A 21402-nucleotide genomic window follows, 5' to 3' on the forward strand; every position below is an offset into this window, starting at 1 on the left:
GCGGGAAAGGTGCGACTGTATCGAACCCCGACGAGCGCAGTGAGGGTGAATAAGGCCCCATGCACACCAGGGCATAGACGAGGGGCCCGCTAAATCAGGCCGATGATGCGAGCCGCACCACAAGCGCACCAGAAGAAGCGAGGAACAGCGGGGAATCACGGGGAGAGCGGTCCTGTCTAACGACGCCACGACCCGACCGTTCGCCCTGGCCAGCGCCCGAACCGCCACAAATGACCGCAGCTTCCCAAGCTGATGTCACGCAGTTGCCCAGGCCAGGCATGCTCCGTCGGCGTCGACCAGTAGCCTGCGACGATCAGCCGTGGCACGCCTGGAGGCTTCGTGGAACGTACTGCCCTCGTCAGTCCTGACCGGTTGTGGTCGGCGCAGGAGGTCTTGGTGCGTCCGAGCCCTGTCCCAGCGGGAGCAGGGGTCTACGGGTGGTACTTCGAGCAGCCGCCCTACCCGGACTTGGATGCCGGGCGTCTGCTCTATGCCGGCATAGCCCCGCGGTACATGGCGAACCGGACCAGCACCCAGAACCTGCGCAAGCGGGTGCGCTACCACTGCCGGGGCAACGCGGCCGGCTCGACGCTGAGACTCACCCTCGGTTGTCTCCTCGGACTTGACTTGCGCCGCGTGGGCAGCGGCAAGCGGATGACTTTCGGCAAGGCCGGTGAAGCCACCCTGAGTCAGTGGATGGCGGACAGCGCGAGGGTGTGCTGGATCGAGCATGACGAACCGTGGGCCCTGGAGTCACAGCTCATCTCCCAACTCGACCTCCCGCTGAACCTCGACCAGAACCGCCACAACGCGTTCCACAGCCGGTTGAAGGAACTGCGGGCCCAAGCACGCCAGCGAGCCCGGGAGTTGCCCATCAGCGCGTAGGCGTCGGATGGACCGATGGCCCGTTGTCTGGGCCGTCTCTGGACCGTCCGAGGCCGCTCAACAGTGGCCGAGGACGACCAACGACGACCACCAGGCGCACAGGTGCACCTGCACCACCCCTGATCAGGGAAAACGCAGGTCCCCGAGATCCCCGACAAGACTCAGGGCAAGAAGAAGTAACCTGGCCCGATCAGCCCCCTACCTGCGGCTTTCCGCTGGTAGGGGGCCTTTTGGTGGGCGCGGGCCGTCTCTAGTGCTTCGACCGCATAGGTTCGCCGGGTTGGGCGATCAAGGCCATGAAGACGAGCGATCGGCCTCCCCATCAATTGCCTTGCCTGCTACGGACCTTGGCGTGTTCGCATTGTCGGCACGGCACTAGAGTGAGACGGTGACCTCTCTGCCGGAAGACCCGTCTTCGCTGATCAGCGAAGACGGCCGCGACACGGCCGTGCAGCGCCTGCAGGAGGCGTACGCCGAAGGGCACATCTCACACGAGGAGATGGACGAACGCCTCCACCAGGTCCTCACCGCCAAGACGCACAGCGAGCTCGTGCCGGCTCTGGCCTCGCTCCCGGAGAAGAATGCGGGTACCACGTCCACGATTGCCGCCGCCGGCGGACGGATCAAGCGGCGAGGCGCATGGCGGGTACCTCGCATCCTCAAGGTCGAGTCCGCATACGGAAGGGTGCACCTCGACCTGTCCCGCGCGGTCATCGAGCATCCGGCAGTCGACATCGAGCTGCAACTCGGCACCGGCAGGGCAAAGATCACGGTGCCTCGCGACGCGGTCGTCGACTTCGAGGAGCTGCGCACCGGGTGGAAGGACACGCTCTACAAGCCCCCACGCCGCTCCTCGTCCGGCGGGCCGACGATCCGGATTTCCGGGACCATGGGGTTCGGACGGTTGAAGATCCGCCACGCGCGGCGTTGAGGCCCCATCCGGCGCCGGCACCACCTGTCCGTCACTTCTTCGTCCCCGCTCGACTGCTGATGCTGTGACCTCATTGGGTCGCCAGGTTGGCTCAGTGTCAGGCGGCCGGGTGGGTGGTCATGGCTTCCCCCCTCTGGTGGGGAGCAGAGGGGGGCGGAAAAGGGCCGTCAGCCCTGGGTGCCGTCCTGGTTGACGGGGTACAGGCCGAGCACGCCCTGCGGGTCGGAGGGGTTCACGCCCTTGACGTCGCCGACATAGAGGTTGATGCGGGCCTTGTAGCGGTCGAGGGCGGTGCGGTTGCTCATGAACTCGCCGAGACCGAGCGGGTTCATGTTCTCGTAGTCGAAGATGCCCTTGCGGCCCGCCGGCGCGGCGACGTCGGTGCGGGCGCTCCAGGTGTCGATGGAGTTCTGTTGGGCTTCCTTGGACAGCAGCCAGCTCATGTAGAACTTGGCGGCGGCCTTGTGCGGGGCGTTCTTGAGGATGGCGCCGGTCTGCGGCCAGGCGACCCACGGCGACTTCTTCGGCAGGGTGGTCTCAGCGACGCCCGGGGCGCCTCCGGTTGTGCCGAAGCTCGCCACGTAGTTATCGGAGCCGACCAGGTCGGCGGAGTCCTGGGTGCCGCGGACGAACTTCGGGTTCTGGGCGAGCAGCTTCTTCAGGTAGTCGAAGCCGTACTTGTCGGTGAGCTGTTTGAAGTAGTAGAGGACGGCGTCGTCGTCGTTCGGGTAGGTGAAGACGAGCTTGTTCTTGAACTCGGGCTTGAGGAAGTCCTTGGCCTCGACGGGCGCGTCGTCGCCGAGCTTGGTGGCCGTGACGTTGGAGAAGGCGAAGAAGAACAGGCCGGTGTAGTAGCCGTCCTTGTCCTTGATCTGGTCGAAGACCTTGTCCCAGCCGACCGGCTTGTACTTCTGCAGCACTCCTTCCTTCTTCCAGCGCGGGAAGTCGTCGACGGTCTGGAGGTGGACGACGTCGGCAACCACGTGGTGCTCGGCGATCTGGTTGTCGACGCGGGCGTCGTGGTTCTTGCTGAAGTCGACGACGATGTCGACCTTCATCTTGGGGAACTTCTTGACGAACGCGTCCTTGAGGTAGTCCGCCTGGCCCGGCTTGTCACCGCCGGCGTAGACGACCAGGCGGCCGCCCTCGGCCACGGCTTCCTTGTACAGCTTCTGCAGCTGGTCTTCTTCGCTCGTGTGCTTGGGGGCGGGTTTCGGGGAAGGGGTGGCGGCGGCGATGGTGGCACCGCTTGCGGCCAGGACGCCCAGGGCGACGGCGACGGCCCATGCCTTGTGGGGGGACTTCACACTCGACTCCTTCGTGGTGGGGCAAGAAGGGGAAGCTTGATACTTCAAGCACCTGATTTCACCCTAGGACAGGTATTGCAAATCTGCAAGAAATTGCGGTGAGCGCCTGAATGGTCATGCAGGGTAGCCAGGGAGGCTGGGAGTCCGGCGGGCTCGCCTCTGCCTCTGCCTCTGGAGGGAGGTCAGCGGCGCCAGGGGAGGTCGGCGGGGAAGGCCGGGCGGTCCGGGCCCGTGAGGCCGTTGAGGATGATCTCGCACGCTTCACCGAAGGCGCGCGCCTGCTCAGGCGTCAGCCGGTCGAAGACGGCAGCCCGAACGGTGGCGACGTGACTGGGGGCGGCCTGCTCAAGGGCGGTCAGCCCCTCCTCCGTCAGCACAGCGAGCTGGGCCCGCCCGTCCCCCGGCGCGTCCTCGCGGCGCACCCAGCCGCGCTCCTCCATGCGGCTGACGGTGTAGGAGAGCCGTGTCCGGGCGATCTTCAGCTGTTCGGCGAGGTCTGTCATGCGCAGCCGTCGCTCGGGGGCCTCCGAGAGGAACACCATCACCGAGTAGTACAGGTGGCTGAGGTCGGCCTTGTGTCGCAGTTGCTGGTCGAGGACGTCCTCCAGTACCAGGCTGAGGTCGCGGTAGGCGCGCCAGGCGCGCTGCTCCTCGGGGGAGAGCCAACGGGGTTCCATGGATCGCACTCTAGTGAGAGCTCCTTCGCGGGCCGTCGCTCCGACGGGGTTCCGGGGGGCCTGATAGCACCGGCATTCAGGTGGTTATCCGTACTGGATGAGGCGAGTCGGCGACTAGCGCGCGGCTTTGAGAGGCAGGCGGTGCCTACTGGGTGCTGCTGCCATCACCCGGCAAGGGCCCTACGCGGGAATCTCGAAGCGTGGAGAACGGCCGCCTTCGCTGTCCCGGGAAGAACCGCAGATCAGCAGGTCGGGTGACCGGCGAGGTTAAACGTCAAGCTCAGGCTGCGGTCTTGAGAGGACGTCCGCCCCAGCGGATGCGTTTCTCACTGCGGATGCGGGCGCGTTCTCGGCGTTCGGCGGCCAGGACATCGCGGTGGCGGACGTTGGCATTACGCCACCGCAGGTAGGCGTGCAGGGCCCGGGTCTGGACGGTGTGGTTGGGGTGGTCGGAGTTGGCGATGGTGAACTGTCTCAGTGGTCCGAAGTGGGCCTCGATCGGGTTGGCCCAGGAGGCGTAGGTCGGGGTGAAGCACAACTCGACCTTGTTCTTCTTCGCCCAGCGGCGGATGTCGGTGCCCTTGTGGGCGGACAGGTTGTCCAGGATTACGTAGATCGGGGCGCCGTCAGGTCGGACGGCGCGGATCGACTTCAGCGCGGCGAGCGTGCTGGCGGCGCCCTTCTTGCCGCGGTTGACGCCCCATAGGGTGTCGTCACCGACCGAGTAGCAGCCGTGAAAGTAGCGCACCCCGTGGGTGCGGTGATAGGTGGCGGCACCCGGTCGGGGTGGCCCTGCCCGGCCCAGCCCGAGCCCGCAGTGGGCCGGATCCCGAGCGGACCGAACTCGTCAAACGCGAAGACCCGGTCCGGGAAGCGGTCCAGGACCTCTTCGAGCCGGTCCTGCTTCGCCTCCCGCTCGGGGTCCGGGGACTCCTTCCATGTCTTGGTGCGCTGGAAGGTGACGCCGCGGCGGGCGAGCAGGCCGCGTAACGCCTCGCGGCCAATGCGGATCACACGGCCGTGGACTTTGCGCAGGTAGGCGACGAGTTTGCGCAGTGACCAGCGGGTGAACGGCTGGCCGAGTTTGGTGGGGGGCCGTGGCCGTCTGGACGACGAAGTCCTCGTCGTCACGGTTGAGCAGGCGGGGACGGCCTCCCGCCCACTGAGGGTCCAGGCAGGCCAGGCCGATCTCGTTGAACCGGTGGATCACATCCCGGACGGTGTCTTCATCGGCCTGCACCAGCTGGGCGATCACCGGTACCCGGTTCCCGCCGGCCGAGGCCAGCAGCATCATCGCCCGCCGGTAGCGCACCGTGCTCGTGCTGCCCCGGCGCACGATCTGCTGCAGCTTCTGCCCCTCCTGGTCGGTCAGTCTGCGTACACGGACGGGCTCAGCCACCGCGCCTCCAACGGTCGGATCGGACGTCACCGCACATCCAACCGCCACGACCACCAAACCGGCGAACCTATGCGGTCACAGCACTAGACGTGAGCCGTGCCGTCAGGCCGTGCTCGGTGCGGTCCGTGCGGAAGCCAATACCCCGATCTTGTCGATGCGGTGTTCGGGGTTCCCTCTGTCGTCGCGCCAGTAGTTTCCGGCCGCGTTGTCCTCGGGTGTGGCGCAGGTGGAGATGGTGATCATGGCCTGGGTGGGGCGCTTGCCCGGGAAGCCCGGCACCGCCGCCCGCTGTTCGGCGAGTGAGCTCGCGGAGCGGAAGGAGGTCTCCCGGGTGTCGGTTATCTCGTACTCATACACCGTGCCGCCCGACGTGACGAGAACCCGGTCGCCCTCGTCGAGGGTCGGGAGGTCGCGCAGAGGGCCTCCGGCGGAGAGGCGGTGGGCCGTGACGAGGTAGTTGCCGACCTCGCCGGGGCCGACACCGCCACGGCTGCCGTACGGGCTGGCGCCGACACCGCGGTTCTGTATTCGTGTGCCCGGCCAGTCGTCCGTCGTTCCCTCGTACGGGACCACACGCAGGTTCTTGAGACCGATCGCCGGGATGGTGATCCAGGCGATCTGGCCCTGGGCGCTGGTTCTGCGAGGGGTCGGCTGTGCCGGCGTCGGGGCCGTCGTGTCCGAGGGGGTTTCCCGTACGGGTCCGGCGCGGCCGGTCGCCGGGGCCGCCGCGCCCGGAGCCGTCGCGGACTCGCCGGCTGCCCTGCCGCCGGTGGAGCAGCCGAAGAGCGCGGCTATGGCGGCGCTGGCAAGTATGGCGGGGAGGGCTCGGGAACGGTGCATGGCACTCGGATTCGGTAGCTGGGTCGCGTCGCGGCACCATGCGCGAGGCTGGGCGCTTCGAGGGGGAAACGACGAGAGTCGACCAGGTGTTCCCATGCCCGCGTTCGCTCCGCCCGGCACCGTTCAGGCGATCGGCATCCTCGACCGAGCCGGCACACCGCAACCAGCGGGGTGTCCGGCCCGGATCCGCGCACCGTGAGCACATCCTGAATCAGGGCATCGTATGGTCTACCCGCCACCGCATTACGCCCACGGTCGGGCTGCGAGACCTGCTGCTCACAAAATCGGCGGCGGACCGAGCCGGGTGCTGAAAGGCTGGCTCGCATGCTCTTGACCGGCCTTGAAGGGGACTCGTACCTGGAGATCGGCGGCCGACAGGTAGCCGAGGTGGAATGAGGACTGGAGTGGGATCCGGGCCATCATCGACACTGTCGTTACCGCCTTCCAATGAAGTGTTCGCGTCAGAGCGGTCGGGCGCTGGGAGGCGCTTGAACAGGGGCGTACGTTGCGGTTCTGGAGCGGCGCCCGATGAGTCGGGGCTCGGGGTCAGCTCAGGGCCTTGCCCACCTCGTAGATAGTGGGGCGATCTTCGGGAGCGTGGCTGAGCATCGAGTCGATCAGCTCACCCAGCTCACCAGGCGCCTTCACAGGTCGACGCCGACCGTCCGCCACGGCCTCTCGCTGCACGGGGCGTGGAGCGTCGTCGGGGTACTCGACCGCCCGCCAGCCGGTGGCGGAGATGAGCAGGGAGGCGCCGAGTGCGTAGATGTCGGCTTCCTGCGTCGGCTCGGCTTCCCCGGTGGCGAGGACGCTGCGTGCGATCTCTGGTGCTTCGTAGTGGACGAGGCAGCTGCGGAACGGGAAGTCGTAGCCCTCGGGGACGTGTCCGCCTTCGGGTAAGGGCGAGGTCGATGAGGTGTGTCCGTTCGGGTCCGATGATGAAGTGGGCGGGCTGCACGTCACCGTGTGCCCAGCCTTTGGCGTGGAGTTCGGCCAGCGCTTCGACGCATGCCAGGGCCACGCTGGTGTGCGGTTCGGTGGACGGGTCGGCTTGCGCATTCCAGGGAACATGCTCGGGCTTGCCCGGCGGTCTTGGGAGACGCCCCAGGCTCTCGTCGTCGCCGAGCAGGAGGTACCTCAAGAGCCGGAGCCGGAGAAGCAGACACCCGCGTCTCTGCCGGGGCCGGGTGTGGACAGCATCCTGGCGTTGGCCACACAAGCAAGCCTCAGCACAGCGACACTTGAAGCGTTCCGGTCGTCCATTGAGGACTACTGGCGACGAGACGACCAGCACGGCGGCGAGGCTCTACGGCCGGCCATCGTCGGACAGCTCCGGTACGTCGTCGGACTCCTGAAGGAAAGCCGACCACCGGCCATCCAGAACGGACTGTTCGGAATCGCGGCAGAGTTGGCACGGCTCACCGGCTGGACCTACTTCGACGCCCGCCAGTACAACCAGGCCCGCGCGTACTTCACCGAGGCTCTGCGACTGGCCAAGGAAATCGACGACCGGCAGTTCATGGCCAACGTCCTCGCGTGCATGAGCTTGCAGGCCACCTACCAGGACAAGCCCGCAGACTCTCTGGCACTCGTGACCGCCGCCCAGGACCAGGCCCGCTCAGCCCTCGGCACCACGCCACGCGTCCTGTCGATGCTGTCCATGCGTGAAGCCTTCGCCCACGCCACCCTCGGCAACCAGACGGCCACTCACCGGGCGATCGGGGAAGCGCACCGCCATTTCGAGCAGATTCAAGCGGGCGACCCGGACCCGTCATGGGTGACCTACTTCGACGAGCCGAAGCTCATCGTGGACACGGGCATTGCCCACGGCCGACTGGGCGAAGCAGCGACCGCCGAACCCTTGATCGCGGATGCCTTGCGGCGGGAGGACCACACCAACCAGCGAGGCCGCGCGTTTCACGCGTTCTGGCTGGCTCGCACGCGGCTGGACCAGGGCAAGCTTGATCACGCGTGCAACACCGCCACGCAAGCTCTGAAACCCGCGTCGGCGGTTGCCTCCGAGCGCGTGTCAGGTCATCTCAGGGAGTTCTACGACCAGCTGGCCCCGCACAGGCGAGAGCCCGCGGCCCTGGCATTCGAGGCACGGCTACGGGAACTCCTCCCACCGGTCAGCGGATCGCTTCGTCCATGAGCAGGTACAGCAGACCGACCAGCGATCCACTGCTGACGATCTCGCGGCGGTCGATCATCCCCCGCACCTCCGAGAGCGGGATCCACTCGATACGGTCGGACTCGTTCTTCTCCGTGGGCGGCCCGGCGTAGGTCGCGCCGTCCACGCGGAAGACATGGTGCTGCGAGTCGGTGATGCCGTTGGCCGGCTCGGCGTAGATCAGGGGCTTGACGGGGCCGGGGCGCCAGCCCGTCTCCTCCAGCACTTCGCGGGCCGCCGCCTCCTCCGGGGACTCACCCTCCTCGACCAGGCCCATGGGCAACTCCCAGGCCCACGAGTCCGTGATGAAGCGGTGCCGCCACATCATCAAGACCTCGCGGCGATCATTGACCACCGCAGCCACGGCCAGGTGCCGGAGGCGAACAACGTGGTACTCCCACCTGCGCCCGTCAGGCTGCTGGACATCGACCAGGCACAGGTTTACCCACTTGTTGGTATAGATCTGTCGCTCACCGTGGGTCTTCCACTCCATACCTGCGGCCCCTCTCGATCGGTCCCCAGGATCTCAGACCGGTTGAGGGGTGGACGCAGGCTCGGTGGATTTCGCGTCAGATTGACGAGATAGAGGCTCAAGCCGCAACCCCGGCCAGGCGATGGAACGCCTGGATGGTGGTGGGGTGGGCCAGCTCGTCCAGCAGGTGGCGCAGTGCCCTACCGGGTCGAGGGTGCAGGTGGCTGCACCCCGAAAGGGCTGCCCTCCCCCTCTCCGTCAGCCGTATGGCGGCGGTCCTCGCGGCAGTGGACGCGGAGCAGAAGGAGGATTCGGATAAGAGCGACTCAAGGGCGAATACAGGCAAGTTGGCGAAAGGTGAAACCCATGCCGAAGTACCTCTTCAAGGTCAAGTTGACCGTGGATGGACTGCAAGGCCTGCTCAAAGAGGGTGCCGCCGCGCGCCGCGAGGTCGTCGAGCGCATGGTCCAGAGCCTGGACGGTCGGCTCGAGTCGATGTACTGGGCCTTCGGCGAGGACGACGTCTACGTCACCGTGGAGTTCCCGGGCAACACCTCCGCCGCGGCCATGGGTCTGGTCACGTCGGCGGCCGGCGGCGTTCGCACGAGTACGGTCGTGCTGCTGACACCCGAGGAGATCGACGAGGCGGTCCGTCAGAGGGTGGAGTACCGGGCACCCGGCGCCTGACGAGCCAGTAGAGAACGGGGTCCCCGCCCCGGCCCACATGGTGTGATGACCCCCGTGGGCCACGCCGCGCCACGCCGCAGAAGAGACCAACCGCCGCATGCTCCGGGCCCGGGATGCCCTGGACCGCCCCTACGCGCGGCCGTTGGACATCCCGGCCCTGGCCCGCCGCACGTCGGTCAGTGGGGCTCCGCCGCAGCTCCTCCTGGACCCTGGACCCCTTGGACCGGACCTGGAGGGCAACGCCGACGTCGACCTGGGCTTCATGGCGCTGCGGGGCAGGGCGGCAAGTTCACCGAGGAGCCCACCGAGCGGCCGTACGGAATCGACTGCGGTCTGCGCGACTCCTTCGGCAACAGCATCCGCTTCACCCAGCCGAAGGCCTGAGCGAACCGTCCGGTCGGGAGTCGAGTCCGGTCGGTTCGGCCCGCGGAGCGCCGCGGGCCGGGTCTGGTGCGATGACTGGCCGTCAGATCGACAGCGGCACCTTGTGGACCTCGTCCGCCTTGTGCCCCGCACGTTCGTGGACGCGCTGGACCGCGTCGGCCGAGGGGGCCTCGGAGAGGCAGTAGACGATTCCGGACTCGGGGTCCGCCCAGGCGCGCTCGAAGTGCACGCCCTCTTCCTTCTCTATGGCGAGGTCGGCGTCGTGCGCCGCCCTCAGCTGCTCGGGCGTGATGCCCTCGAACCCGTGGTGGACGTCCATGAACTGAGCCATGCCTCGCACCTCCTTGTTCTTCCGAACTTGTTGTCCCGAGTGCGCGAGCGTGCTCGCCGGTCGCCGGTTCTCCTTTCAGGGTGCGCCGGTACGGCAGCCGGGGCTACCCAGGGCCACCCGCACCGACGAAGGGCCCCGGTATCCACACCGGGGCCCTTCACCGTCGTACGGGATTCTCCGCGTCGTCAGCCGCACTGGCACGGATTGCCCGACTGGCACCCGCAGCCGCACCCCGAGCCGCAGCCGCACGCGCCGAAGAGCGGGAGGCTCCTGATCTCGGCGGGCTGCTCGGTCGGGCGTTCCTGCGTGGGGTCGGGCGTGGTGCTGGGGATGCTGGGGGATTCGGCCATGGTCCCTCCTCAAGGCTGGTGCCTGTGCCCAGGTACCTGTGCCCATTGGATGCCCGCCCGGCTGGGCGCATCAACGGCGCACTGTGGCTCGCACGCGCCCCGAACAGGACCCAACAGGCCCCCGCACTCCCCAGTAAGGAATCAGGCCCCGTCCGCCCCCGCCACCGGCTGGATCTCCTGCTGGGCGTCCGCCTGGAGCTCGTCCGCGTGCTCGCCCGTCACCAGGTACACCACCCGCTTGGCGACCGACACGGCGTGGTCGGCGTACCGCTCGTAGTAGCGGCCGAGCAGCGTGACGTCGACGGCCGTCTCGATGCCGTGCTTCCAGCGGTCGTCCATCAGGTGCTGGAAGAGGGTGCGGTGCAGCAGGTCCATATCGTCGTCGTCCTGCTCCAGCTGGAGCGCCAGGTCGACGTCCTTCGTGACGATCACTTCGGCCGCCTTCGCCATCAGGCGCTGCGCGAGCTGGCCCATCTCCAGGATCGTCGCGTGCAGGTCGTGCGGGATCGCGCGCTCGGGGAAGCGCAGGCGCGCGAGCTTCGCCACGTGCTGGGCCAGGTCGCCGGAGCGCTCCAGGTCGGCCGACATCCGCAGTGAGGTGACGACGATCCGCAGATCCGTCGCCACCGGCTGCTGGCGGGCCAGCAGGGCTATCGCCCGGGCCTCCAGTTCGTGCTGGAGATCGTCGACCTTCTGGTCGGCCTCGATCACGCTCTCGGCCAGCTTCAGGTCGGAGTCGAGGATCGCCGTCGTGGCGCGCCCGATCGCCGACCCGACCAGCCGGGCCATCTCCACCAGACCGTCGCCGATCGAATCAAGTTCCTCGTGGTACGCGTCCCGCATCAGGTTCCCTCTCGTACGTGTGCCTACGCTGTGCAACACCGGCTGTGCGAAGCCGACCGATACCGGCCGTGCAAACCGGTCCCTCGCACCCCACGCTCCCACGTTCCGCCCGCTACGCGTCGGTTTCCGTCACCTCAAATGAACCATCACTGGCTCCAAGGTGAACTCTGGGCGACGAGTGTTCGAGCTCGCACTCGGATGGCTGTGGCCGGCGGCTGTCTCGTGCCTAACCTGGGTGCATGGACGTGAACGCGGCGGTCGCCGCAGCGGCAGCGATCGCCGGTGTACTCACCGGCGTGATCGCCATGCTGGCGTTCCGTTGGAGCGAGCGGGAGCAGAAGCGCCCCACTCGCACCTCCCTCCACACGGACCCGGTGCTTCCACCGGGCGTGGACACCGTCCTGTCCGTGCTCCGGTCGTCGGCCGTCGTACTCGACGAGGCGGACGCCGTCGTCAAGGCCAGCTCCGCCGCGTACGCCCTCGGACTGGTCCGCGGCGGCAAGCTCTCCATCGAGCCCATGCTCCGGATGGCCCGGGACACCAGACGGGACGGAGAGATACGGCAGGTCGAACTGGACCTGCCCAGGCGAGGGAGCGGACGCGGAGAGGCCCTCGCCGTTTCCGCGCGCGTCGCGCCCCTCGGCTCCCGGCTGGTGCTGCTCCTCGTCGAGGACCTCACCGAAGCCCGGCGCATCGAGGCGGTCCGGCGCGACTTCGTCGCGAACGTCAGCCACGAGCTCAAGACCCCCGTCGGCGCGCTCTCCCTCCTGTCGGAGGCCGTCATGGACGCCTCCGACGACCCGGAGGCGGTGGAGCGCTTCGCCGGCCGCATGCAGATCGAGGCCACGCGGCTGACCAGTCTGGTGCAGGAGCTCATCGACCTCTCCCGGGTGCAGAACGACGACCCGCTGGAGGACGCCGAACCGGTCCGCGTCGACGAACTCGTCGCCGAGGCCATCGACCGCTGCCGGCACGCGGCCGGCACCAAGCAGATCACCATGGCCGCCGGCGGTACCGCCGACCTGCACGTCTGGGGCCACCGCGGCCAGCTCGCCGCCGCCCTCGGCAACCTCGTCGAGAACGCCGTCAACTACTCGCCCGCCCGCACCCGCGTCGGCATCGCCGCCCGCCGCGTGACCGCGTCCGGCGGGGACATGATCGAGGTCGCCGTCACCGACCAGGGCATCGGGATATCCGACAAGGACAAGGAGCGCATCTTCGAGCGCTTCTACCGCGTCGACCCGGCCCGCTCCCGTGCCACCGGCGGCACGGGCCTGGGACTGGCGATCGTCAAGCACGTGGCCGCCTCGCACGGCGGGGAGGTCACGGTGTGGAGCTCCGAGGGACAGGGCTCCACCTTCACCCTCAGGCTGCCGGAGGCGGGTGCGGCCCGCGACCGCGCGCACCAGCACCCCGGACTCGATGACGAGGCCGGGCAGTCCCCCACCGAGTCATCCCCGTACGAACCGCTTCCCGCCCCGGAGGTCCTTCCGTGACCCGAGTGCTCGTCGTCGAGGACGAGGAGTCCTTCTCCGACGCCCTGTCGTACATGCTCCGCAAGGAGGGCTTCGAGGTCGCCGTCGCGACCACCGGGCCCGACGGACTCGACGAGTTCGAGCGCAACGGCGCCGACCTCGTCCTCCTCGACCTGATGCTGCCCGGCCTGCCGGGCACGGAGGTCTGCCGCCAGCTGCGCGGCCGCTCCAACGTCCCCGTCATCATGGTGACCGCCAAGGACAGCGAGATCGACAAGGTCGTGGGCCTGGAAATAGGAGCCGATGACTATGTCACCAAGCCTTTCTCCTCCCGCGAGCTGGTGGCCCGCATCCGGGCCGTACTGCGCCGCCGCGGCGAGCCCGAGGAGGTCACCCCGGCGGCGCTGGAGGCCGGACCGGTCCGCATGGACGTCGACCGCCACGTGGTCACGGTCTCGGGCTCCAAGGTCGACCTTCCTCTCAAGGAGTTCGACCTGCTGGAGATGCTGCTGCGCAACGCGGGCCGCGTCCTGACCCGCATGCAGCTCATCGACCGCGTCTGGGGCGCCGACTACGTCGGCGACACCAAGACCCTCGACGTCCACGTCAAGCGCCTGCGCGCCAAGATCGAGCCGGACCCGGGTGCGCCGCGGTATCTGGTCACGGTGCGGGGGCTGGGCTACAAGTTCGAGCCGTAAGCCGTAGCCGCCTGCTGACGCAGGAAGGGCGGGACCTCTCGGAGAGGTCCCGCCCTTCGTCGTACGACTGGTCACGTACGGCTGGTCACGTACGGCTGTCTCGTACGGCGGTCTCCTGCCGCGGCTCAGTGATCGGCGGCCGGCGACTCGGTCGTGCTCGCGGAGGCCGCGTCCGTCGGGGTGGTCGCGTCGTCCGGGGTGCCCGGCGACGCGGTGCCGGTCGGCGTGCCCGAGGCGCCCTCGCCCGGCTCCTCGCCCGCGCCCGGCTCCCCGCTCGGAGTCGCCGACGCGCCGGCACCCGGCGCCGCCGGGACCTCGGTCGGGCCCCACTTGGAGAAGTAGCCGTCGGCCGGGACGACGAAGGCGCGCAGGCTCACCTCACCGGTCTTGCTGAAGGTGAAGGTGACCTTCTGCGCGTTGCCGTCCTTGACGCTCTCGCCGACCTGCTTCAGCGAGGCGGAGGCGTTGCCCTCGCCGCCGAGGATGACGGAGCCGCCCGCCGGGACGGTCACCTCGCCGTTGCCCGTGGCGGGCTTGAGCTCCGCGGTGCCGGCGCCGGCGACGCTGATGGACTCCAGGGTCTGGTCGGTGCCGCCGGTGTTGAACAGGGTGGCGGAGACCACGGCCGGGCCCTTGGCCTCGGGGTCGGGCTGGGTGATGACGACGGCGTTCTGGATCTTGATGTCGCCCACGGAGGTGGCCGCGTTGTCCGGCCTGATCTCCAGGGTCTGGGCGTTGTTGCCGGCGCCGCACGCGGCGAGCGAGGCGATCGAGAACGCGATGGCGGCGGCGGCGAGGGCGCCGCGTCGAAGGCTGCTGCTCACGGCGGCGGCAACTCCTTGACTCGAGCGAGGCGGCCCGTAAAGCCGCGCTAAGTGACTGTCAGCGGCCTCAGGTTACCGAGCCGTTCCCACGCGACCGCACCCGACCCTCCCTCCAACCCTCCCTCCGCCCCTCCAACGGGCACGCGAGGGGCGGCCAAGGAGGCCAGTCACTCTGCTCACAAGTGACCCTTCAGTCACATTGACCCTGTGCTCGTCCGCCATTCACATAAGCGTCTCCGGAGCCGCGGCGCGGATTTTCCGTGAAGGAATGCACGGGCCCCGGAATTGATCACCGGTCGCTCGGACGGCCGCCTAGTGATCAATTCAGGATTCGGCGTGGAGATGACTCCGCACACCGAACGGAGTAGCGGAAGTCGCACGCTTGGAACCGGACATATGGGGACGTTCGGCCGTCTGGAGGAGCCTCCGGATGTGTGTGACGTGCGCGTTTCACCTCGCCCGGAGAGCCGCTCTCACCTGCGAATACTTTCTTCCACTCGGCCCTCGAAGCACGTTCCTGTTGCTGTTGTCAAGCCCCGAGATATGCCCTGACCTGCGAAAACGCCATTCAGAACACGCGGTTTCCGTGTTACTCTGGATAGCCACGGAAGGGGTACCTGTCACATGACGTTCAAGGTTGGCGACACCGTGGTCTATCCCCATCACGGGGCCGCGCTGATCGAGGCCATCGAAACTCGCCAGATCAAAGGCGTGGACAAGACCTACTTGGTGCTGAAGGTCGCCCAGGGTGACCTGACGGTGCGTGTGCCAGCGGACAATGCGGAGTTCGTCGGCGTGCGTGATGTGGTCGGTCAGGACGGACTGGACCGGGTCTTCGAGGTGCTGCGCGCGCCGTACGCCGAGGAGCCCACGAACTGGTCGCGTCGTTACAAGGCAAATCTGGAGAAGCTCGCCTCCGGCGATGTCATCAAGGTCGCGGAAGTCGTACGTGACCTGTGGCGTCGTGAGCGCGAGCGCGGACTGTCCGCCGGTGAGAAGCGCATGCTCGCCAAGGCCCGCCAGATCCTGGTGAGCGAACTCGCTCTCGCGGAGAACACGAACGAGGACAAGGCCGAGGCCCTGCTCGACGAGGTCCTCGCGTCCTGACGCCGACACCAGCCGGCCTCAGCTCACTCACTCAGCACATTGAAATGCCGCGGTGCCCGATGACGTCTCAACTGTCGCCGGGCGCTGCGGCATGCTCGCACTCAGACGCCGTACGCGTGTTCGCTCGGGGGGAAGTCTCCCCATTCAGGGGAAGCCCCCCGATACTTTTCGTGCCGGGCCCGGGCAACCGGCTCAACCAGGGTCACGGAAGGGTTCTGGTCAAGCTGTCGTACCCGGCACGCTGAGGCCATACCCACCTAGGCCGAGCACACAAACCTGACAGGAACCGATGTCTGACGTTTCGCGCCCTTCGCCCGCGCCCGCGCGCACGGCCGCGGTGATTCCGGCCGCCGGCCGCGGCGTACGCCTCGGTCCGGGCGCCCCCAAGGCGCTCCGCGCGCTGAACGGCACACCCATGCTGATCCACGCGGTCCGCGCGCTGGCCGCATCCCGTGCCGTCTCCCTGGTCGTCGTCGTGGCCCCGCCCGACGGCGCCGGCGAGGTCAAGTCCCTGCTCGACGCGCACGCGCTGCCCGAGCGGACGGACTTCCTGGTCGTCCCGGGCGGCGAAACCCGCCAGGAGTCCGTGAAGGCCGGCCTGGACGCGCTGCCGCCCGACTACGACATCGTGCTGGTGCACGACGCCGCCCGGCCCCTGGTCCCGGTCGACACGGTCGACGCCGTCATCGAAGCCGTACGCGACGGCGCCCCCGCCGTCGTCCCGGCGCTGCCTCTCACGGACACCGTGAAGGAGGTCGAGCCGGCCGCGACACCGGGGGACCCGGAACCGGTGGTGGCCACCCCTCGGCGTGCGCGCCTGCGTGCGGTCCAGACCCCTCAGGGCTTCGACCGCGCGACCCTGATCCGAGCCCACGCGACGGTGACCGACCAGGTCACCGACGACGCCGGCATGGTCGAGCAGCTCGGCCTGACGGTCGTGGTCGTCCCCGGCCACGAGGAGGCCTTCAAGGTCACGCGCCCTCTGGACCTCGTCCTCGCGGAGGCGGTCCTGGCCCGCAGGAGGGCGAACGATGGCTTCTGAGATGCCCTACCCGCTCCCTCAGGTCGGCATCGGCACCGACATCCACGCCTTCGAAGAGGGCCGCGACCTGTGGTGCGCCGGGCTGAAGTGGGAGGGCGAGGGCGCGGGCCTCGCCGGGCACTCCGACGCGGACGTCGTCGCGCACGCCGCCTGCAACGCGCTGTTCTCGGCCGCCGGACTCGGCGACCTGGGGCAGCACTTCGGCACGGGCCGACCGGAGTGGTCGGGTGCCTCGGGCGTGACGCTGCTGACGGAGGCCGCCCGGATCGTCCGCGAGGCGGGCTTCGCCATCGGCAACATCGCCGTACAGGTCGTCGGGCCCCGCCCGAAGATCGGCAAGCGCCGCGACGAGGCCCAGAAGATCCTGTCGGAGGCGGCCGGAGCGCCGGTATCGGTATCGGGGGCGACGACGGACGGGCTCGGCTTCCCCGGGCGCGGCGAAGGCCTGATGGCGGTGGCCACGGCGCTGGTGGTGCGGACCGGGGCCTGACCCCGGCCGGGGGGCGAACGACACGAATACATCTGCCTTCAACCGAAGGTCGCAAGGCACTCCCACCGGCCCACTACCCTGGAGTGGTGACTATTCGCCTGTACGACACCAGCGCCCGGCAGATTCGTGACTTCAACCCGCTCACGCCGGGCTGTGTCTCGATCTACCTGTGTGGCGCCACCGTGCAGGCGGCCCCGCACATCGGGCACATCCGCTCGGGGCTGAACTTCGACATCATGCGCCGCTGGTTCGAATTCCGCGGTTACGACGTCACGTTCATCCGGAACGTCACCGACATCGACGACAAGATCATCGCAAAGGCGGCCGACCAGGGCCGCCCGTGGTGGTCGATCGGCTACGAGAACGAGCGCGCCTTCAACGACGGCTACACGGTGCTCGGTTGCCTGCCACCGACCTACGAGCCGCGTGCCACCGGTCATGTGACCGAGATGGTCGAGATGATGCGCGGCCTCATCGAGCGCGGACACGCCTACGAGGCGGACGGCAACGTCTATTTCGACGTGAAGTCCTTCCCGGAGTACCTGCGGCTGTCCAACCAGGAGCTGGACAACCTGCTCCAGCCGTCCGGCGAGGGCGAGACGGGCAAGCGCGACCCGCGTGACTTCGCGATGTGGAAGGCGGCCAAGCCGGGCGAGCCGAGCTGGGAGACGCCGTGGGGCCGCGGCCGCCCCGGCTGGCACCTGGAGTGCTCGGCGATGGCCCACAAGTACCTGGGCTCGGCCTTCGACATCCACGGCGGCGGACTGGACCTGATCTTCCCGCACCACGAGAACGAGATCGCCCAGGCCAAGGCCTACGGCGACGACTTCGCCGGGTACTGGGTGCACAACGCCTGGGTCACCATGAGCGGCGAGAAGATGTCCAAGTCGCTGGGCAACTCCGTCCTCGTGTCCGAGATGGTCAAGCAGTGGCGGCCGATCGTGCTGCGCTACTACCTCGGCACCCCGCACTACCGCTCGATGATCGAGTACAGCGAGGACGCCCTGCGCGAGGCCGAGTCCGCGTTCGCACGCATCGAAGGCTTCGTGCAGCGGGTGATGGAGAAGGCCGGAGCCGTCGAACCGGCCGCCGACGTACCGCCCGCCTTCGCCGAGGCGATGGACGACGACCTGGGCGTGCCCCAGGCCCTCGCCGTCGTGCACACCACGGTCCGGCAGGGCAACTCCGCGCTGGCCGCCGACGACAAGGAAGCCGCCGTGGCCCGGCTGGCGGAGGTACGGGCCATGCTCGGCGTCCTCGGCCTGGACCCGCTGGAGGCGCACTGGGCCGGCGAGGCCGACCGCGGCGACGACCTCCATGGGGTGGTCGACAGTCTCGTCCGCCTGGTCCTCGACCAGCGCGAGGCGGCCCGCTCCCGCAAGGACTGGGCGACCGCGGACGCCATCCGCGACCAGCTCAACCAGTCCGGCCTCGTCATCGAGGACAGCCCGCAGGGACCGCGCTGGAGCCTCGGTCCGCGGTAGCTCCCGTTCTTGATCGAAAGTGATCGATTGTGCCGCCCGGCCATCCGGGCGGCACACTGCATAGACGTACGTACGAAAACTCACGACAGACAGGTAGGTCATGGCCGCTAACAACCGCCGCATGTCCGGCAAGAAGGGCGCGCAGGTCGGCAGTGGCGGCCAGCGGCGCCGAGGCCTGGAAGGCAAGGGGCCGACGCCGCCCGCCGAGATGCGCAAGGGGCACGCCAAGCAGCGCGCCGCACAGGCGAAGGTCAAGCGCGCGACCGCGCGCCAGGCGCCGCGCGGGCGCGGAGGAAGGACCGCGTCCGAGTTCGTCGTCGGACGCAACCCCGTCGTCGAGGCGCTGCGCGAGGGCGTGCCCGCCTCCACGCTGTACGTCCAGCAGTTCATCGACAACGACGAGCGGGTGCGCGAGGCGCTCCAGCTCGCGGCCGACCGCGGCGGCATCAACCTCATGGAGGCCCCGCGCCCCGAGCTCGACCGCATGACCAACGGGCTCAACCACCAGGGCCTGGTCCTCCAGGTCCCGCCCTACGAGTACGCCCACCCCGAGGACCTTGCCGACGCCGCCCACGACGAGGGCGCCGCCCCGCTCATCGTCGCCCTCGACGGCGTGACCGACCCGCGCAACCTCGGTGCCATCGTGCGGTCCGTCTCCGCCTTCGGCGGTCACGGCGTCGTCGTCCCCGAGCGGCGCGCGGCCGGCATGACCGCCGGCGCCTGGAAGACGTCCGCCGGCACCGCGGCCCGTACCCCCGTCGCCCGCGCCACCAATCTGACGCGGACCCTGGAGTCGTACAAGAAGGCGGGCATCGTGGTCGTCGGCCTCGCCGCCGACGGCGAAGCCGAACTCGGCGAGCTGGAAGCCCTGCAGGGGCCGGTCGTCATCGTCATCGGCAGCGAGGGCAAGGGGCTGTCGCGACTCGTCGGCGAGACCTGTGACTTCCGGGTGCGGATTCCGATGCCGGGTGGTGCGGAGTCGCTCAACGCGGGCGTGGCGGCGGGGATCGTCCTGTACGAGGCGGCTCGGCGACGCGCCTGAACGACTCTTCGACCACGTCACTCACACGGGGTATTTCTGGCGTCCAGGGGCAACCTTGACGGGGTCCGGACAGATCCGCCAAGTCAAAGCAGTGTCCTAAGCACACGTCACTCGGTTAGATGAGTGTGGACACCAGAACACCCCGCACACCCACGGGGGACCGCTCGTCGGGGTTCGACGACGCTCCCGCGCTGAGCATGGTGAAGGTGCCGAGCGATCCGGCGCAGATCATCGTCAATCATGCGAGCTTCCGCGTGCAGTTCGGCGCGTCGACGCGGAGCAGCCAATTCCCGCGGATCGCAGGGCACTTGAGCGCCACCGAGGACACCGCCCGTATCCCCGCCGTCGGCGCGGCCGGCAGACCGGCCGCGGCCGCGGGCGCCCGTCGCCGCCCCGTCGTCTGGAGCGGCAAGTCCGCCCCCGACGACACCGGCGCCCACCGCCTGCTCCAGGCCGTGCGGGGCGGCAGCGTCGGCCACCGCGACGAACAGTCCCCGTCCGTGTCCGCCGACGCCGGAGCCACCCAGGTCATCCCGCGCGTCGACGTCAACAGCGGCTATGGCGACGGCGGTTACGAGGACAGCGGTTACGACGACGGTTACGGCGACCTCGCCCAGACCATGGAAACCCCCGTCATCGGCGCCCAGCGCACCCACGATCCTCAAGGCACCCGGCTCCTGCCGAACATGCGGACCGTGGGCAGCGCCTACGACGAACCCGCCTACGGCACCGAGCAGTTCGACGACCACCAGGAGCCCGGCGAGGCGGAGAGCGGGACCCGGTCCGCCGAGCGCCGCGGCGACGACCCCGCACGGCACGCCTATTACCCGGGCCGCCGCATGAACCTCGGCGTCGTCCTCCTGCCCCTGCGTGTCTTCCTCGGCGCCATCTCCATCTACGCCGGTATGGGCAAGCTCTGCGACCCCGTCTACTTCGACGGCGGCAAACGCGGCTCCATGGTCAAGTGGCTCAACACCCTGCACCCCTGGGAAGTCGCCGAGCCACTGCGGCAGTTCGCCCTCGAACACCCCGTCGGCGCCGGGCTCGTCATCGCCTTCTTCCAGGTCATCGTGGGCGTCCTCACCGTCCTTGGCTGCTGGCAGCGCGTCGCCGCCGTCGTCGGCGCCGGCCTCTCCGCCGCCCTCCTCGTCACCGTCAGCTGGAAGAGCGTCCCCGCCTACGACACCCCCGACATCATCTACCTCGCCGCCTGGTCCCCGCTGATCATCGCGGGCGCCCCCGTCTACTCCATCGACGGCCGCCTCGCCGGCGGCGCCTGGCGGCGCCTCGGACCCCGCGCCGACATCTGGGAACTGCGCAGCTACGTCCTGCGCCGCGGCGCCCTCATCACCGCCGTCGTCACCGGGCTCACGCTGCTCATCGGCTCGCTGCTCGGCGGCGCCGTCCGCGACGCCGACCGTGTGGTCGTCCCCGGCCCCGGCGAGGCCCCGCGCAACGAACAGCCCGGCTCCCCGCTCCCGCAGGACCCCACCAAGCAGCAGCAGACCCCGTCGGCCTCCACCTCCCCCACCCAGGGCACCACGGCCGGCCCGACCGCCGGCGCCGCCACCACCCCGGGCGCCGGCCGCGAGACCGGCACCGCGACCGGCGGCTCGCCCAGCCAGACCCAGGGCACCACGGGCCAGGCCCCGCCCCAGCAGTCCTCCCCGGCCCAGCAGGCCCCCAGCACCAGCTCCGGCCCGACCTCCGGCGGCAACGCCACCGGCGGCACCTCGACCGGCGGCTCCGGCGGCTCCGGGGGCGGCTCGTCCTCCGGCCAGCCGGGCCTGGTGGGCGGCCTGTTGGGGTAACCGAGCCGGTGGGCGGGGTACTGGGCACGCCTGCCGGCTGAATCACTTGGCCCATACGACGAAGGGGTCCCGCACCGATGAGGTGCGGGACCCCTTCGCCCTTGAGGGGCGCGGGGCTGTATCGATATGCGGCTCCGCCGCGTGGGCGCGACC

At 69.1% G+C, this 21402-nt stretch carries 20 protein-coding genes and 4 pseudogenes; 14 read left to right on the plus strand and 10 right to left on the minus strand.

From position 1 onward, the window contains the following. Window positions 1–396: 396 nt before the first annotated feature. Window positions 397–885, plus strand: a complete 489-nt coding sequence (locus tag ABT063_RS05055; protein WP_351055762.1) for a GIY-YIG nuclease family protein — start codon at window positions 397–399, stop codon at window positions 883–885. A 388-nt stretch (window positions 886–1273) separates the two neighbouring features. Continuing rightward, a complete protein-coding gene (locus ABT063_RS05060) occupies window positions 1274–1816 on the plus strand; it encodes a DUF1707 SHOCT-like domain-containing protein (protein ID WP_351055763.1) in 543 nt (180 codons plus the stop codon). A 167-nt stretch (window positions 1817–1983) separates the two neighbouring features. Here ABT063_RS05060 and ABT063_RS05065 read toward each other — a convergent pair whose 3' ends face one another. The 5 genes and pseudogenes from ABT063_RS05065 to ABT063_RS05085 form a co-directional block, all read right to left on the minus strand. Next, the gene (locus tag ABT063_RS05065) at window positions 1984–3123 is read right to left on the minus strand and encodes an ABC transporter substrate-binding protein (protein ID WP_351055765.1); all 1140 of its coding nucleotides are present in this window, start codon (window positions 3121–3123) and stop codon (window positions 1984–1986) included. A gap of 182 nt (window positions 3124–3305) precedes the next feature. Next, on the minus strand, window positions 3306–3800 hold the full coding sequence (locus tag ABT063_RS05070) for a MarR family winged helix-turn-helix transcriptional regulator (RefSeq protein WP_351055767.1): 495 nt from the start codon (window positions 3798–3800) through the stop codon (window positions 3306–3308). A 280-nt stretch (window positions 3801–4080) separates the two neighbouring features. Beyond that, window positions 4081–5199 (minus strand): annotated as a pseudogene (locus ABT063_RS05075) (IS630 family transposase). A gap of 102 nt (window positions 5200–5301) precedes the next feature. Next, entirely contained in the window at window positions 5302–6039 is a 738-nt protein-coding gene (locus tag ABT063_RS05080) for a class E sortase (RefSeq protein WP_351055768.1), read from the minus strand. Window positions 6040–6585: 546 nt separating this feature from the next. Then, window positions 6586–7081: pseudogene (locus ABT063_RS05085) on the minus strand (protein kinase domain-containing protein); the annotation flags it as partial. Here ABT063_RS05085 and ABT063_RS05090 point away from each other — a divergent pair. Further along, window positions 6983–8191 carry an NsdA family TPR-like regulatory protein gene (locus ABT063_RS05090; RefSeq protein ID WP_351055769.1) on the plus strand — a complete coding sequence of 403 codons (1209 nt, stop codon included), beginning with the start codon at window positions 6983–6985 and terminating at the stop codon, window positions 8189–8191. The pseudogene ABT063_RS05085 and the gene ABT063_RS05090 overlap by 99 nt on opposite strands. Here ABT063_RS05090 and ABT063_RS05095 read toward each other — a convergent pair. Beyond that, a complete protein-coding gene (locus tag ABT063_RS05095; RefSeq protein WP_351055770.1) occupies window positions 8169–8702 on the minus strand; it encodes an NUDIX hydrolase in 534 nt (177 codons plus the stop codon). The genes ABT063_RS05090 and ABT063_RS05095 overlap by 23 nt on opposite strands. 345 nt (window positions 8703–9047) lie before the next feature. On the opposite strand from ABT063_RS05095, the gene ABT063_RS05100 reads away from it, so the two are divergent. The 3 genes and pseudogenes from ABT063_RS05100 to ABT063_RS05110 all read left to right on the plus strand — a co-directional run. Further along, window positions 9048–9368: a GYD domain-containing protein gene (locus ABT063_RS05100; protein ID WP_351055771.1), complete on the plus strand. Its 321-nt coding sequence runs from the start codon at window positions 9048–9050 to the stop codon at window positions 9366–9368. 97 nt (window positions 9369–9465) lie between these two features. Next, a pseudogene (locus ABT063_RS05105) lies at window positions 9466–9555 on the plus strand (helix-turn-helix domain-containing protein); the annotation flags it as partial. Between the two features lie 89 nt (window positions 9556–9644). After that, window positions 9645–9752 (plus strand): annotated as a pseudogene (locus ABT063_RS05110) (VOC family protein); the annotation flags it as partial. A gap of 82 nt (window positions 9753–9834) precedes the next feature. Here the strand turns inward: ABT063_RS05110 and ABT063_RS05115 are convergent. The 3 genes from ABT063_RS05115 to phoU all read right to left on the minus strand — a co-directional run bounded on the left by ABT063_RS05115 (window position 9835) and on the right by phoU (window position 11276). Beyond that, the gene (locus tag ABT063_RS05115; RefSeq protein ID WP_351055772.1) at window positions 9835–10083 is read right to left on the minus strand and encodes an SCO4226 family nickel-binding protein; all 249 of its coding nucleotides are present in this window, start codon (window positions 10081–10083) and stop codon (window positions 9835–9837) included. 185 nt (window positions 10084–10268) lie between these two features. Further along, on the minus strand, window positions 10269–10433 hold the full coding sequence (locus ABT063_RS05120; protein WP_351055773.1) for a hypothetical protein: 165 nt from the start codon (window positions 10431–10433) through the stop codon (window positions 10269–10271). Window positions 10434–10574: 141 nt separating this feature from the next. Continuing rightward, entirely contained in the window at window positions 10575–11276 is a 702-nt protein-coding gene (gene phoU / locus ABT063_RS05125) for a phosphate signaling complex protein PhoU (protein WP_351055774.1), read from the minus strand. Window positions 11277–11515: 239 nt separating this feature from the next. On the opposite strand from phoU, the gene phoR reads away from it, so the two are divergent. Further along, window positions 11516–12772 (plus strand): two-component system sensor histidine kinase PhoR, encoded by a 1257-nt coding sequence (phoR, locus tag ABT063_RS05130; RefSeq protein ID WP_351055775.1) that lies wholly within the window; start codon window positions 11516–11518, stop codon window positions 12770–12772. Window positions 12773–12777: 5 nt separating this feature from the next. Beyond that, entirely contained in the window at window positions 12778–13449 is a 672-nt protein-coding gene (phoP, locus tag ABT063_RS05135; RefSeq protein ID WP_004000192.1) for a two-component system response regulator PhoP, read from the plus strand. A gap of 125 nt (window positions 13450–13574) precedes the next feature. On the opposite strand, the gene ABT063_RS05140 is transcribed toward phoP, so the two are convergent. Further along, on the minus strand, window positions 13575–14273 hold the full coding sequence (locus ABT063_RS05140; protein WP_351055776.1) for a copper chaperone PCu(A)C: 699 nt from the start codon (window positions 14271–14273) through the stop codon (window positions 13575–13577). A gap of 624 nt (window positions 14274–14897) precedes the next feature. On the opposite strand from ABT063_RS05140, the gene ABT063_RS05145 reads away from it, so the two are divergent. The 6 genes from ABT063_RS05145 (at window position 14898) to ABT063_RS05170 (ending at window position 21249) form a co-directional block, all read left to right on the plus strand. Next, window positions 14898–15380, plus strand: coding sequence for a CarD family transcriptional regulator (locus ABT063_RS05145; RefSeq protein WP_003953493.1), 483 nt, complete (start codon window positions 14898–14900; stop codon window positions 15378–15380). Window positions 15381–15669: 289 nt separating this feature from the next. Continuing rightward, window positions 15670–16422: a 2-C-methyl-D-erythritol 4-phosphate cytidylyltransferase gene (gene ispD, locus ABT063_RS05150; RefSeq protein WP_351055777.1), complete on the plus strand. Its 753-nt coding sequence runs from the start codon at window positions 15670–15672 to the stop codon at window positions 16420–16422. Beyond that, window positions 16412–16912, plus strand: a complete 501-nt coding sequence (gene ispF, locus ABT063_RS05155; protein ID WP_351055778.1) for a 2-C-methyl-D-erythritol 2,4-cyclodiphosphate synthase — start codon at window positions 16412–16414, stop codon at window positions 16910–16912. Before ispD ends, ispF begins: the two co-directional genes overlap by 11 nt. Window positions 16913–16998: 86 nt before the next feature. Further along, a complete protein-coding gene (gene cysS / locus ABT063_RS05160) occupies window positions 16999–18396 on the plus strand; it encodes a cysteine--tRNA ligase (protein ID WP_351055779.1) in 1398 nt (465 codons plus the stop codon). Window positions 18397–18496: 100 nt separating this feature from the next. Then, entirely contained in the window at window positions 18497–19438 is a 942-nt protein-coding gene (gene rlmB / locus ABT063_RS05165) for a 23S rRNA (guanosine(2251)-2'-O)-methyltransferase RlmB (protein WP_351055780.1), read from the plus strand. Window positions 19439–19557: 119 nt separating this feature from the next. Then, window positions 19558–21249 carry a DoxX family protein gene (locus ABT063_RS05170; protein ID WP_351055781.1) on the plus strand — a complete coding sequence of 564 codons (1692 nt, stop codon included), beginning with the start codon at window positions 19558–19560 and terminating at the stop codon, window positions 21247–21249. The last annotated feature ends 153 nt before the right edge of the window (window positions 21250–21402 follow it).

Source organism: Streptomyces sp. NPDC002838 (assembly GCF_040295365.1).
Lineage (GTDB): Bacteria > Actinomycetota > Actinomycetes > Streptomycetales > Streptomycetaceae > Streptomyces.